Here is a 13,426-nt window from a genome sequence, read left to right as displayed (position 1 = left end):
CGTATTCAGGGATTGCCCAATAAGTGACGAAGCATAAGAGCTTAGAGGATTACGCGGCAAGGCGATTCCGTTTTGCTGGCAACGCCTTGCTGGAGTTCAGCGATCCGTTCTTCGCCCAGATCGACCGGCTGCGGACCGAATTCGAGGCGCAGGGCAAGCACTTCGTCAGCTTCGCCAATTACGACTATCTCGGGCTCGCGAATCACCCGCGGATCCGCGAGGAGGCAAAGCGCGAGATCGACGGCCTCGGAATCGGCGCGCTGGCTTCGCGGCTTGTCGGCGGCGAACGCACCACGCACAAGCCGTTCGAGGCGGAGATCGCCGAGTTTCTGGGCATGGAGAGCGCGCTGACGCTCGTCTCCGGCTATCTCTCCAATGTCACGACGATCGCCTGGCTGATGAGCGGCAAGCGCGACGCGATCTTCATCGACGAACTCGCGCATAACAGCATCGTCGCGGGCGCCGACGGCGCGTCGGCGCAGGTCGAAAAATTCCGCCACAACGACTTGGATCATCTCGACCATCTGCTTGCGCGCCACCGCGAGGAATACCGCAACGTCCTCGTCGTGGTGGAGGGCGTCTACAGCATGGACGGCGACACCGCGGACCTGCCGCGGCTCCTGGCCATCAAGGAAAAATACAAGGTCTGGCTGCTTGTCGACGAGGCGCATTCGCTGGGCGTGTTGGGCGACACGGGCCGCGGCCTCGCCGAACATCAGGGCGTCGATCCGGCGCGCATCGACCTCATCGTCGGCACCATGTCGAAGACGCTCGCGTCCTGCGGCGGCTATGTCTGCGGCAAGAAGCAGGTCATCGACTGGTTCCGCTATACGCTGCCGGGCTTCGTCTACAGCGTCGGCCTGTCGCCGGTCATTCTCGCCGCCGCGCGCACCGCGCTGCGGCTGATGCAGGAAGAGACCTGGCGCATCGCCAAACTCGCGGACAACGCCGAGCTCTTCCGCACCGTGGCGCATGAAGCGGGATTCTCGACCGGGCCGGCGATCGGCCGCGGCGTCGTGCCGATCCTGTTCTCGAGCGACGTCGAGACCATGTGGGCGTCGCAGCATCTGCTGGAGAACGGCTATTACGTGCCGCCGGTCGTGCGCATCGGCGTGCCGAAGGACGGGCCGCGGCTGCGCTTCTTCTTCTCCGCGAACCACAGCGAAGCGGAAATCCGCGGCGTCATCCAGATGCTGCGCGACATGCCGCCGGTGACGGAAGAGGCGCATCAGATCGTCGCCGCCGCCATGGCCGGCGGATAGGCCGTTCGCCGTATCCGCGTCACTTTGACGCTTTCGATTAAGGCCAGCGGCCGCTAGGACTTGCATATGGCGCGGATCGAGATTCTTCCGGTCGACGGCCCTTTGCGCTTTGCGACCTTCTGCAGGCTGCCACGGCTGCTTTACGCCGGCGCCGAAGGCTTCGCGCCGCCGCTCGACATCGAGCGCTGGAGCGTCTTCGCGCATAAGCTCAACCCGCATTACAAGCTCGTCGATGAGCAGAAATTTCTCGCCCGCCGTGACGGCCAGTGGGTCGGGCGCATCATGGCGCAGATCTACAAGCCCAGCGTCACGCCGGTCGGCGCCTCCAATGCGCAGTTCGGCGCGCTCGACGCCATCGACGACGTCGAGGTCGTGCGCGCGCTGACCCAGGCCGCCGAGGACTGGCTGCGCGCCAAGGGCGCGGAGCGGATCAACGGACCGTTCTCGCCGTCGGTCAACAAGGAGTGCGGACTTCTCGTCGATGGCTTCGACGCGACGCCGATGTTTTTCATGCCCTGGCATCCGCCCTATCTCTCGCGCCATCTCGAGGCGCTGGGCTATGAGAAGGCGCAAGACCTCTTGTCCTACCGCTTCGACATTTCGAGCGACGAGAGCGACAAGCCGGCGCGGATTTCAACGCGGCGCGAATGGCGCGATCGCTTGAAGCTCCGGCCGTTGAACATGAAGGCCTTGAAGCAGGGCGAAACCGCGCTGATGACCGAGCTGTTCAACGACGGCTGGAGCGGAAATTGGGGTTTCGTGCCCTTCACTAAGGAAGAATTCGACTCCGACGCCGACGCGCTGCAATATCTCGTGCCGGCGGATTTCGGCATCGTCGTCGAGCTTGACGGCGTTCCGCAGTCCTTTGCGATCGCGCTTCCCAATCTCAATGAGATTCTCGCCGATCTCAACGGACGCCTGTTCCCCTTCGGCTGGGCGCGCGCGTTCAAGCGCTTCCGCTCGCATCAGTTCAAATCGGCGCGGCTGTTGCTTCTTGGCACGCGCAAGACGCTACAAAAAAGCGCTACCGGCGGCGCGATCTTCCTGTCGCTGGTCGAAGAGATGCGGCGGCGCCACGCGAAGATCCGCGTTCCGCATCTCGAAGCGGGATGGGTGTTGGAAAGCAACGCCGACATGCGCCGGCCGATCGAAATATTCGGCGGCAAGGTCGACAAGATTCATCGCATCTATGAAAAGCGCCTCACCGCCGGCGATGGCGGCGAGGCGATGCGTATGCGCGACGGCGTTAGGGCGACTCAGCTACAGGATGCAACGTCATGAATGGCATATCCGTCACCGCCAATGGCGCCGACCGCTCGCATGTCGAGCGGCGCAAGCTGATCCTCGAAAAATATCCGAAGGTGCGCGAACTCTTCGGCAAGGACCCGGTGACCTTCAAGATCACGGCGGCGATTTTCGTCGGTCAGTTCGTCATCGCCGCGATCTTGGGTTCGCTCGGCCTTTCCTATTGGTGGCTGTCGCTCTTGATGGCGATCTGCGTCGGCGCCTTCGCCAATCACGCCAATTTCGTTATCATCCACGACGCGATCCACAATTGCGTCTTCGAGAGCCCGCTCGCCAACAAGTGGACGGCGATCCTCGCCGATCTTTCCAACGCCTTTCCGACGGCGATGGGCTTTCGCTGCTATCACATCAAGCATCATTCGCATCTGTCGGCCTATGACTATGACGCCGACATTCCGAGCCGCTGGGAGGTCGAATGGGTCGGCAATAGCGGCTGGCGCAAGGCGGTCTGGCTCTTCTTCTTCCCGGTCATTCAGCTTGCGCGCCTGTCGCGTCTGAAAGGCACGGTGCCGATCTTGGGAACCTGGACCTATATCAATATCGCCGTCATCGCCGTCTTCGATCTTCTCGTGCTCTGGGCGTTCGGGCCGAACGCGCTGCTCTATCTCTTCTTCTCCTTCTGGTTCTCGGTTGGCGGCCTGCATCCATTGAGCGCCCGCTGGCTGCAGGAGCATTTCGCCTTCGGCCCCGACCAGGGGACGTTCGACTATTACGGGCCGCTCAACACGCTCGCGCTCAACATCGGCTATCACAACGAACACCACGATTTTCACGAGATCCCGTGGAATCGTTTGCCTCAGCTGAAGGCGATGGCGCCGGAGTTCTATGACGATCTGCGATGCCATCGTTCCTGGACGGCGCTGCTCGTCACCTTCATCTTCGATCCGACCTATTCGCTCGGCACGCGGTCGGAAAATGTCACGCAGGCGGCGGAGCGCGTAGAGCCTGTCGTCGCGCCGGCGGAGTAAGTCATGACGCAGGACGTAAGAACGGAAGCGCTCGACGCTTCGCCCCGCCTCTTCGAGAGCGATCTTCTCGACAAACTGTCGCGGGTGCATCATTTGACGCCGGTGATCGTCTATTGCCCGATCATTCTCGGCCTGGTGATCTATTCGCTCACGTTCAACAGTCCGACGCTCGTCGTATTGGGTCTTGTCGTCGGCTATCTGGGCTGGACGCTGACCGAATATTTTGGCCATCGCTATCTCTTTCATACCGTGTTCGCGTTGCCGTTCGGGCTGGGGCCGCGCTTCCAGTTCCTCATCCACGGCGTGCATCACATCTATCCCAACGACCCGCTGCGGCTCGTCATGCCGCCGCTGCTCTCGGCGCCGATCATGCTGATCGCGCTCGTCTGCGCCCGCGTGCTCTTTGGCGCGACCTTCGCGTGGCCGGCGCTGGCCGGCTTCATCACGGGCTATGTGATCTATGATTGCGTGCACTACTGGACGCATCACGGGCAGCCGAAATCCGAGTTCGCCCGCATGGTGAAACGCCTGCACATGCTGCATCATTTCCGCGACGCCGAGAAAGGCTTCGGCGTTCACGCGATCTGGTGGGACTATGTGTTCGGCACCGCCTATCGGAAGGATGAGACGCCCGGCACGCGCGCGGTGTGAGGGCGCGCACTACCTCCCCCTTGCGGGGAGGTCGATCGCCGCAGGCGATCGGGTGGGGGTAATAGAATTCACCCCACCCGGCTTGCTTCGCAAGCCACCCTCCCCGTCGAGGGGAGGGAAACGCCCTATCTGCGACGAGCGCTGAATTTTACCCCTGCCCCGTCCGCGTAAACCACTCGTCTTCGCTGATCACTTCAATCCCCAACTCCGCAGCCTTTTTGAGCTTCGAGCCTGCGCCGGGACCAGCGACCACGAGATCGGTTTTCTTCGACACCGAGGCCGCGACATGCGCGCCGAAACGCTCGGCCTGCGCCTTCGCTTCATCGCGCGTGAGCCGCTCCAGCGCGCCGGTGAAGACGACGGTCTTGCCGGAGACGGGCGATGTGGACGCCACCGCCGGCATCGGCTCCAGCGTGATTTGTTTCAGAAGCGCGTCGAGCTCGCGCTCATTATGCGGCTCGGCAAAAAAATCGTGCAGCGCTTCGGCGACCACGGGGCCGACGCCATCGATTGAATCGATGCGCGCGCGCGCTTCGCTGCCGGGGACCGCATCATGCGCCGTCTCGCGCAGCGATTCAAAGTCGCCGAAATGGCGGGCCAGCCGGCGCGCATTGGTTTCGCCGACATGGCGCATCCCAAGCGCAAAGATGAAGCGATTGATCGGAACGCTTCGGCGCGCCTCGATCGCCGCAAAGAGATTGCGCACCGAGGTTTCGCCGAAGCCTTCGCGATTCTTGATTTTTGTGAGGCTCGCGCGGTCCCGCTCTTCCAGCGTGAAGATGTCGGAGGGCGTGCGGATGAGGCCCTCCTGAAAGAAAAGTTCGATCTGCTTGTCGCCGAGCCCTTCGATGTCCATGGCGTTACGCGAGGCGAAATGCTTTAGGCGCTCGATCGCCTGCGCCGGACAAACAAGCGATCCGGTGCAGCGGCGCACGACTTCTTGTTTGCCAGTTTTTGCGTCGAGTTCGCGCAGCGCAGCGGAATGACAAATCGGGCACTCGTGCGGAAACTTGTAACGCTTCGTGTTTTTTGGTCGTCTATCCTTCAGAACTTCAATTACTTGAGGGATGACGTCACCGGCACGCTGAACTACAATCCAATCCCCCTCACGCACGTCCCTTCGGTCAATCTCATCCTCGTTATGTAACGTCGCGCTGGAAACGACGACGCCACCAACGGTTACAGGTTCGAGCCTCGCGACGGGGGTAAGCGCACCGGTCCTACCGACCTGGATATCAATCTTTAATAGCCTTGTTGTAGCGCGCTCCGCCGGAAACTTATGTGCCACCGCCCAGCGAGGCGCGCGCGAGACGAATCCCAACCGTTCCTGCAGCGCGATGTCATCCACCTTGTAGACGACGCCGTCGATGTCATAGCCGAGCGTCGCGCGTTGCGCTTCGATCGCCCGGTAATGCGCCAGCATGTCTTCCGCGCTCTCGCAGAGCGTCGTCAGCGGATTGACCGGCAAGCCGTAACGGCGCAACGCCTCGAGCACGCCCATTTGCGTCTGCGCGGGAAGCGCCGAGGCCTCGCCCCAGCCATAGGCGAAGAAATGCAATGGTCGTGATGCAGTGATCTTCGGATCGAGCTGCCGCAGAGAGCCAGCGGCGGCGTTGCGCGGATTGGCGAAGAGTGTCTTGCCCAGCTCCTTCTGCCGCGCATTGAGCGCGGCGAAATCCTTGTGCGTCATATAGACTTCGCCGCGTACTTCAAGGACGTCCGAATGATCTCCGTGCAGGCGCTGTGGGATCTCGTCGACAGTACGGATATTGGCGGTGACGTCTTCGCCCTCGTAGCCGTCGCCGCGCGTCGCCGCCCGCACAAAATGGCCCTTCTCATAGCGCAGCGAACAGGAAAGCCCGTCGATCTTTGGTTCAAAGGTGAAACGCAGCGATCCATCACCCAGACCGAGAAAACGCCGCACGCGCGCGACGAAGTCGCGCACCTCTTCATCTGAAAATACGTTGCCGAGCGACAGCATCGGCACGGAATGACGAATTTTTTTAAATTTTTCGGACGGTGCGGCTCCGACGTCAAAAACTAATAGGCTCGCCTGAGTTGGCTTCCCCACCAAGACATCTACAGCGCGCCGCAAAAACTTGATGACGTCAAACTCTACGTCTTCGGCAAGAGGCGCGGCATTTTCATATGCTCTATCGAGCTCCGCCTTTAGCTCCTGCAACGCAACACGCGCTTTGGTCGAAGTTCTCGAATTTACTTCGTGTCCGACAGACTCGGCTAGCGGTGCCTCTGTCGAAACAGTTGAGCGAAACTCCGGACGATTCAGAACGTCCACGTTATGACTTAAAATCAGCTGTACTTTAGCTAATGTCGGAGTGTCGACGTGCCTTAATGCCGAGCTGACACTGCCCTCGCTGAACTGCGGAAATGCATGAGAAAAGACCCTCGCGACGGAACTCTCTAGTTCTTTCCGTCTTTCCGCTGCAGGCATCGTTATTCCCCGCTACGACGTTTCGGCAGCGGCGTGATTTGCTTCCATTCGCAGCCTTGATCACCTTAAATGAACAAGCTCGAGCAAAAGAGCAAGATTAAGCCGCTTCGGGCGCGGCGCCAACAAGACGCCTCGCATCCCGCGCGCTGATCGGGCGCCCGAAAGCATAGCCCTGCGCGAAGCCGCAGCCGAGCTGATAAAGCTCGATGGCGTCCTGCTCGGTCTCCGCGCCCTCGGCGACGACGTCCATGCCGAGATCCTGCGCCAGCGCAATGACCGAGCGCAGAATGATGGGGCGCGCGCCCTTGCCGGACTGCTTGATGAAGGAACGGTCGATCTTGATCGTGTCGAAGGGGAAGCGCTGCAAATAGGCCAGCGACGAATAGCCGGCGCCGAAATCGTCGAGCGACAGCCCCGCGCCGAGTTCCCTGATGCGCGCCAGCATCTGCGCGGCATATTCGGGATTCTCCATCACCAGATTCTCGGTCAGTTCGAGTTTCAGGCTGCCTTTGGCGATATCATTGCGCATCAACACGCTTTTGACGTCGCGCAGGAGGTCGTGGCGCAGGAGCTGGCGCGACGAGACGTTGACGGAGGCGAAGATCGGCGGATCGACAGCAAGCGCGCGTTGCCAGGCCGCGAGTTCGCGCGCCGTGCGCTCAAGCGCCAGAAGTCCGAGATCGACGATCAGTCCCGTCTGCTCGGCGATGGGCAGGAATTCGGAAGGCTCGAGCCGACCCAGGCGCACATGATCCCACCGCAGCAAGGCCTCGAAACCGGCGATGGTGCGATCCTCGAGCCTGACGATCGGCTGGAAGAACACCTTGATCTCGCCCCGCTCCAGCGCCCGCCGCAGATCGGCTTCGAGCGTCAGCCGGTCGGAGCGCTGCGCGCGCATGGCCGGGCGGAACACTTCGATGCGGTTGCCGCCCGAGCGCTTGGCGTGGCGCATCGCAATTTGGGCGTCTTCCAGCATGTCGCGGGCGCCGGGATGCGTCTGCTGATCGTAGAGCGCGATGCCGATCGAGGCGAACAGCGCGATCTCCTGGTCGGTGAAGCGCACCGGAATAGACAGCGCGCGGCGCACCGAATCGGCGATGGAGATGACGTGGTCGGCGTGCGACTCCGAAACGAGGATGATCGCGAATGTATCGCCGGAAAGCCGCGCCAGCGTGTCTTGTGGCTGCAGCAGCCGCGTCAGGCGATGCGCCACGGTGAGCAGAATGCTGTCGCCCATGGCCATGCCGACCTGCTCATTGATCTGCTTGAAGCGGTCGATGTCGATGACGAGGATCGTCGGGCGCACGTCCTTTTCCATGCGCGCGAGAATCAGCGCGGCCTCCAGCCGATCGAAGAACAATTCGCGGTTCGGCAGCCCGGTGAGATTGTCGTGCACGGCGTCGTGCAGCAGCCGTTCCTGGGCGTTGCGCTCGTCGGTCACGTCATTGAGCGTGCCGACGACGCGAATCACCTCGCCGTCGGGGCCGACGACGGGCCGCGCCCGCAGCCGGTAGCAGAGATAATGGCCGTCCGCTGCGCGCAGGCGGAAGTCCTGATTGATGCGGCCGCGCCGCTGCTCGAGAATGGCGTCGAGGCAGGCGCGATAGCGGTCCTGCTCGAAGGGATGCAGAAGATCGAGCCAGGAGGAGGCGGCGCCCTCGAGGCCGCCGCGGTCGAGCCCGAGGGCCGCTTCCGCCTCAGGGCTGACGTAGATGTGGTCCGACGGAACGTCCCAATCGAACACGATCTCATTGGCGCCGGTCAGCGCCAGGGCCTTGCGCTCGACGTCGCTGATGGCCCCGTGCGACAGCCCGCCGGCGGCGAAGGCGTTTTGCATCACCGTGAATCCGATCAGCATCACGATGAGCACCAGGCCCCCGACGAGCGCAGGAGACACCAGATCATTGGTGATCCAGCCGGCCACCGCAAATCCCGCCGTCGCGACCCACACGGCCAGCAGGAACCACGTCGGGATCAGCATGATGGCCCGATCGAAGCCATGCGTCGCGAGATAGAGAATCAGCACGAAGCCGACGACGGCGGCCGTCGCCAGCGAGATGCGCGCAACGCCGGCGGCGACGGGCGCGTCGAACACCGCCAGGCCGACGAGGTCCAACAGAATCAGCAGCCACAGGGCGGCGACGTGCCAGGCGCGCACATGCCAGCGGTTGAGGTTCAGATAGGCGAAAAGGAAGACGACCAGCGTCGCCGACAGAACCGTTTCGGCGCCGGCCCGCCAGATGCGGTTGGCGTTGGCGTCAAAGCCGAAAATCTTGTCCCAGAAGCCGAAATCGATGCACACATAGGCCAGCACCGCCCAGGCGAGCGCCGCCGCCGCCGGGAAGATGACGGCGCCTTTCACCACGAAGACGATGGTCAGAAACAGCGCGAGCAGGCCGGCGATGCCGATGACGATGCCCTTGTAGAGCGTCAGGCTCGTCACCTTGTCCTTATAGGCGGCGGGCTCCCACAAATAGAGCTGCGGCAGGTTGGGCGTGCGCAGCTCCGCGACATAGGTGACCGTGGTGCCGGGGTCGAGCGTCAGCCGGAAAACGTCGGCGTCCGAGGCGTCTTCGGCCTCGGGCGGAAAGCCCTGGCTGGCCGTGATCGCGCTGATGCGCGTCGAGCCGAGATCGGGCCAGATGACGCCCGAGCCCTGCAGGCGGTAATGCGGGGCGACGATCAGGCGCTCGATCTGCTCATCCGTGTCGTTAGTGAGCGCGAAAACGATCCAGTTGGGCTGGCTGCCGGCCTCCTTGGCGCCGACCTCGATACGGCGGACGATGCCGTCCGAGCCCGGCGCGGTCGAGACCTGCAGCCGGTCGCCCTGCGAGGAATGTTTCTCGATGACATTGGTGAGATCAATCGCCCGCGCGCCTTGCGGCACCCGCACCGACTCCATGGCGACGGCCTGAGCCGAGAGGATGAACAAAAAGAGCGCAATTAGGTATTTTTTCAGACGCACGAACTCTCTTCTCGATGCCGCAGGCTCGGAGAACGCGTCTGGCGTGGCCGATGGCGGGCGCCAAGCGCGTGGGCGGGCTGTCATCGCCAGACTTTGATCGGAAAGTGGTAGATGCTTCGGGCCCTGCCGGCAAGCCGATTCGCCAAGCTTTGCAATAACGGTATGTTCCTTGCGTCGCTGCGCTTCTTGGCCGCGCTTGCGGAGCGCGGACGGCGCCAATATACGCTGCTTGAAGGCCACCGTCGCAATCTGCAGGCGCATGGCGGTTTTTTTGCGGTGTGCCAACCCGCGAAGTTCTAGGAAAACGGGAACGGATTGGATGCGAAGCGCTCTCGGCGGCCCTCGCCTTCTGCTGCGCCGACTCCGCGAAATCAGCGCGGAACCGGTGAGCGCACAGGCGCGGCTCGACAAGATCGTCGTGCAGATCGCCGCGAATATGGTCGCCGAGGTTTGTTCCGTTTATGTGCTGCGCGCCGACCAGCGCTTGGAGCTTTACGCCACGGAGGGCCTGAACCGCGAGGCCGTGCATCTCACCACGATGCACGCGGGCGAAGGACTTGTCGGCCTGATCGCCAAGAGCGCCGAGCCTCTGGCCCTCTCCGAGGCGCAGGAGCATCCCTCCTTCTCCTACAAGCCTGAGACGGGCGAAGACGCCTATCACTCCTTCCTTGGCGTGCCGATCCTGCGCGGCGGCAACACGCTCGGCGTGCTCGTCGTGCAGAACAAGGTGCGCCGCGTTTATTCGGAAGAAGAGATCGAGGCGCTGCAGACGACGGCGATGCTGCTCGCCGAGCTCATCGCCTCGGGCGAATTGCAGGCGATCGAAGACCCGCGCGATCTCGCGCTCTATCGTCCGGCGTCGCTGAGAGGCGCGCCGATGGCGGAAGGCGTCGGCCTCGGCCATGTGCTGCTGCACGAGCCGCGCGTCGTGATCAAGCAGCTCGTCGCCGAGGACATGCCCTCTGAACTCGCAAGGCTCGAACATGCGATCGACGCAATGCGCCAGTCGATCGACGAGCTCGTCGCGCATAGCGACCGCATCGCCGCCGGCGAGCCGCGCGACGTGCTCGAAACCGTGCGCATGGTCGCCTATGACCGCGGCTGGGTGCGCCGCCTGCGCGAAGCGGTGATGACCGGCCTGACGGCGGAGGCGGCGGTCGAGCGCGTCCAGAACGACGCGCGCGCGCGCATGCAGCGCCAGACAGATCCCTATCTGCGCGACCGCCTGCACGATCTCGACGATATCGCCAACCGCCTGCTGCATCAGCTGACGGGTCAGAGCTACGTCGCCGATCGCGACAGCGTGCCGGAAAACGCCATCATCGTGGCGCGCACCATGGGACCGGCGGCGCTTCTCGACTATGACCGGAAGCGGCTGCGCGGCCTCGTGCTGGAAGAAGGCGGGCCGACGAGCCACGTCGCGATTGTCGCGCGCGCGCTTGGCATCGCCACCGTGGGGCTCGTCGCCGGCCTGATCGACATCGTCGAAACCGGCGATCCGATCATCGTCGACGGCACGACCGGCGAAGTGCATGTCCGGCCGCAGCCCGACGTGCAGAGCGCCTATGCCGAAAAGGCGCGGCTGCGGGCGCGGCGCCAGGAGCAATACGCCAAGCTGCGCGATGTGCCGGCGGTCACCAAGGACGGCGTCGAAATCGGGCTGCAGATGAACGCCGGCCTGGCGATCGACATGCCGCATCTGCATGAGACCGGCGCGAATTCGATCGGACTCTTCCGCACCGAGTTGCAATTCATGCTCGCGCCGCGCTTTCCGCGCATGGACGAGCAGTATCGCTTCTACAAAGCCGTGCTCGACGCCGCGCCGGATAAGCCGATCACGTTTCGCACGCTCGACATCGGCTCCGACAAGATCCTTCCCTATATGGCGAAGATCGAAGAGGAGAACCCGGCGCTCGGTTGGCGCGCCATCCGCATCGGTCTCGACAGGCCGGGACTTTTGCGCATGCAGCTACGCGCGATGCTGAAGGCGGGCGCCCATCGCGATCTGCGCATCATGTTCCCGATGATCGCCAATGTCGCCGAATTTGACGCGGCGAAAGCGATTGCGCTGCGGGAACTCGACCACATCACGCATCATCGCCATCCGCTGCCGACGCGGTTGGAGCTCGGCGCGATGGTGGAAGTGCCGTCGCTCCTGTGGGAAATCGATCTTATCGCCGAGCGCGCGGATTTTCTGTCGGTCGGATCGAACGATCTCGTGCAATATATGTATGCGGCCGACCGCGATAACACGCGCGTCTCGAAGCGCTACGACAATCTCTCGCGGCCGGTGCTGCGCGCGCTCGAGCGCATCGTCACGGCGGGCGCGCGGCACAACGCGCCGGTGACGCTCTGCGGCGAGATGGGCGGCCGCCCGCTCGAGGCGCTGGCGCTGCTCGGCATCGGCTACCGCTCGCTGTCGATGGCCGCCTCCGCCATCGGTCCGGTCAAGTCAATGATCCTCAATCTCAATCTCGAAGAGGCGCAGATGTATCTCGCCTCGTTGCTCGCAGCGGACGACGGTAGCGCGTCGGTGCGCGAGCAATTGCGCGATTATGCGATTGCGCGCGGCGTGCCCTTGTAGCGAGCCTCCTTTCTTCACGCCGTCGCCCTCACCATTGCTCGGGAAGCCTCCTCCCCATGTTCGCTCAAGATAAGCTCGACCTCATTCTGCGCCGCTACGACGAGATCGGCGACAAGCTCGCCGTCGGCGCCGACGGGCAAGCGTTCGTCGCGCTCTCGCGCGAACGCGCGACGCTCGACGCGGTCGTCGACAGGATTCGCGCCTATCGCGCGGCGCAAAAGGAATCCGACGATCTTTCCGCCATGCTCGCTGACGCCTCGCTCGACGCCGACATGCGCGGACTGGCTGAAAGCGAGACGGAGGCCGCACACGAACGACTTACTGCGGCGGAAAGCGCGCTGAAACTGGCGCTGCTGCCGAAGGACGAAGCGGACGAGAAAGGCGTCATTCTCGAAGTGCGCGCCGGCACCGGCGGCGACGAGGCGGCGCTGTTCGGCGGCGATCTTTTCCGCGCCTATCAGAGATATGCGGCGCTCAAGGGCTGGCGTATTGAGATCGTGTCCGAAAGCCCAGGCCCGCTTGGCGGATTCAAGGAAATCGTCGCCGAGATCATCGGGCGCGGCGTCTATGGCCGGCTGAAATTCGAGTCGGGCGTGCACCGCGTCCAGCGCGTGCCGGAAACCGAAACGCAAGGTCGTATCCACACGTCGGCCGCGACGGTCGCGGTGCTGCCGCAGGCCGAGGACGTCGACGTCGACATCGACGAGAAGGATTTGCAGATCGATACGATGCGCGCGCAAGGCGCCGGCGGGCAGCACGTCAACAAAACCGAGTCGGCCATCCGCATCACCCATATTCCATCGGGCATTGTCGTGATGATGCAGGAGGAGCGCTCCCAGCATCGCAACAGAGCCAAGGCGATGAACGTTCTTCGCTCGCGTCTCTACGACGCCGAGCGCCAGCGCCTCGACAATGAACGTTCGGAGGATCGCAAGCAGCAGGTCGGCTCAGGCGATCGCTCCGAGCGAATCCGCACCTATAATTTTCCGCAGGGACGCGTCACCGATCATCGCATCAATCTCACGCTGTATAAGCTCGACCGCGTGATGGAAGGCGAGTTCGACGAGATCTTCGACGCGCTGACGACCGATCATCAGCAAAAACTCCTCTCGCAAAGCGAGGCGTAGACGCGCGCCGCCGAAATGACGTGCGCATGCGTCCTGTGCGCCGACGCACGAACGTCGGGGCAGGCTCTCGCTAGAGTGCGGCTACTCGCCAAGTGACGAGTGAGAACGCCGA

General features: G+C 63.2%; 9 protein-coding genes. 7 read left to right on the top strand and 2 right to left on the bottom strand.

The features are described 5' to 3' along the window. Window positions 1–23: 23 nt before the first annotated feature. The 4 genes from IYY11_RS18080 to IYY11_RS18065 all read left to right on the top strand — a co-directional run bounded on the left by IYY11_RS18080 (window position 24) and on the right by IYY11_RS18065 (window position 4,186). Window positions 24–1,262: an aminotransferase class I/II-fold pyridoxal phosphate-dependent enzyme gene (locus tag IYY11_RS18080; RefSeq protein WP_196405139.1), complete on the top strand. Its 1,239-nt coding sequence runs from the start codon at window positions 24–26 to the stop codon at window positions 1,260–1,262. A gap of 66 nt (window positions 1,263–1,328) precedes the next feature. Then, window positions 1,329–2,543 (top strand): hypothetical protein, encoded by a 1,215-nt coding sequence (locus IYY11_RS18075; RefSeq protein WP_196405138.1) that lies wholly within the window; start codon window positions 1,329–1,331, stop codon window positions 2,541–2,543. After that, entirely contained in the window at window positions 2,540–3,535 is a 996-nt protein-coding gene (locus IYY11_RS18070) for a fatty acid desaturase (RefSeq protein ID WP_196405137.1), read from the top strand. Before IYY11_RS18075 ends, IYY11_RS18070 begins: the two co-directional genes overlap by 4 nt. A gap of 3 nt (window positions 3,536–3,538) precedes the next feature. Next, the gene (locus tag IYY11_RS18065) at window positions 3,539–4,186 is read left to right on the top strand and encodes a sterol desaturase family protein (protein WP_196405136.1); all 648 of its coding nucleotides are present in this window, start codon (window positions 3,539–3,541) and stop codon (window positions 4,184–4,186) included. A 148-nt stretch (window positions 4,187–4,334) separates the two neighbouring features. Here IYY11_RS18065 and ligA read toward each other — a convergent pair whose 3' ends face one another. Together ligA and IYY11_RS18055 are read right to left on the bottom strand one after the other, a co-directional pair. Continuing rightward, on the bottom strand, window positions 4,335–6,368 hold the full coding sequence (gene ligA / locus IYY11_RS18060) for an NAD-dependent DNA ligase LigA (protein ID WP_196405135.1): 2,034 nt from the start codon (window positions 6,366–6,368) through the stop codon (window positions 4,335–4,337). 367 nt (window positions 6,369–6,735) lie between these two features. Continuing rightward, window positions 6,736–9,603, bottom strand: coding sequence for an EAL domain-containing protein (locus tag IYY11_RS18055; RefSeq protein WP_196405134.1), 2,868 nt, complete (start codon window positions 9,601–9,603; stop codon window positions 6,736–6,738). A 111-nt stretch (window positions 9,604–9,714) separates the two neighbouring features. On the opposite strand from IYY11_RS18055, the gene IYY11_RS18050 reads away from it, so the two are divergent. Genes IYY11_RS18050 through prfA form a run of 3 tightly spaced genes read left to right on the top strand, consistent with a single transcriptional unit; the run spans window position 9,715 to window position 13,314 of the window. Continuing rightward, entirely contained in the window at window positions 9,715–9,903 is a 189-nt protein-coding gene (locus tag IYY11_RS18050) for a hypothetical protein (RefSeq protein ID WP_196405133.1), read from the top strand. A gap of 19 nt (window positions 9,904–9,922) precedes the next feature. Beyond that, complete coding sequence (gene ptsP, locus IYY11_RS18045; protein WP_196405132.1) at window positions 9,923–12,187, top strand: phosphoenolpyruvate--protein phosphotransferase; 2,265 nt, start codon at window positions 9,923–9,925, stop codon at window positions 12,185–12,187. A gap of 56 nt (window positions 12,188–12,243) precedes the next feature. Then, complete coding sequence (gene prfA, locus IYY11_RS18040; RefSeq protein WP_196405131.1) at window positions 12,244–13,314, top strand: peptide chain release factor 1; 1,071 nt, start codon at window positions 12,244–12,246, stop codon at window positions 13,312–13,314. Window positions 13,315–13,426 lie beyond the last annotated feature (112 nt).

It is taken from the genome of Methylocystis sp. H62 (genome assembly GCF_015709515.1).
Taxonomy (GTDB): domain Bacteria; phylum Pseudomonadota; class Alphaproteobacteria; order Rhizobiales; family Beijerinckiaceae; genus Methylocystis.
Note: the sequence above shows the minus strand (reverse complement) of the source record. Positions and strands in the feature narration are given on the sequence as shown.

Coding starts and splice junctions, on each gene's coding strand:
- IYY11_RS18075 (WP_196405138.1), top strand. CDS start 1,329: ATGGCGCGGATCGAGATTCTTCCGGTCGACGGCCCTTTGCGCTTTGCG.
- IYY11_RS18070 (WP_196405137.1), top strand. CDS start 2,540: ATGAATGGCATATCCGTCACCGCCAATGGCGCCGACCGCTCGCATGTC.
- IYY11_RS18065 (WP_196405136.1), top strand. CDS start 3,539: ATGACGCAGGACGTAAGAACGGAAGCGCTCGACGCTTCGCCCCGCCTC.
- IYY11_RS18050 (WP_196405133.1), top strand. CDS start 9,715: ATGCTTCGGGCCCTGCCGGCAAGCCGATTCGCCAAGCTTTGCAATAAC.
- ptsP (WP_196405132.1), top strand. CDS start 9,923: ATGCGAAGCGCTCTCGGCGGCCCTCGCCTTCTGCTGCGCCGACTCCGC.
- prfA (WP_196405131.1), top strand. CDS start 12,244: ATGTTCGCTCAAGATAAGCTCGACCTCATTCTGCGCCGCTACGACGAG.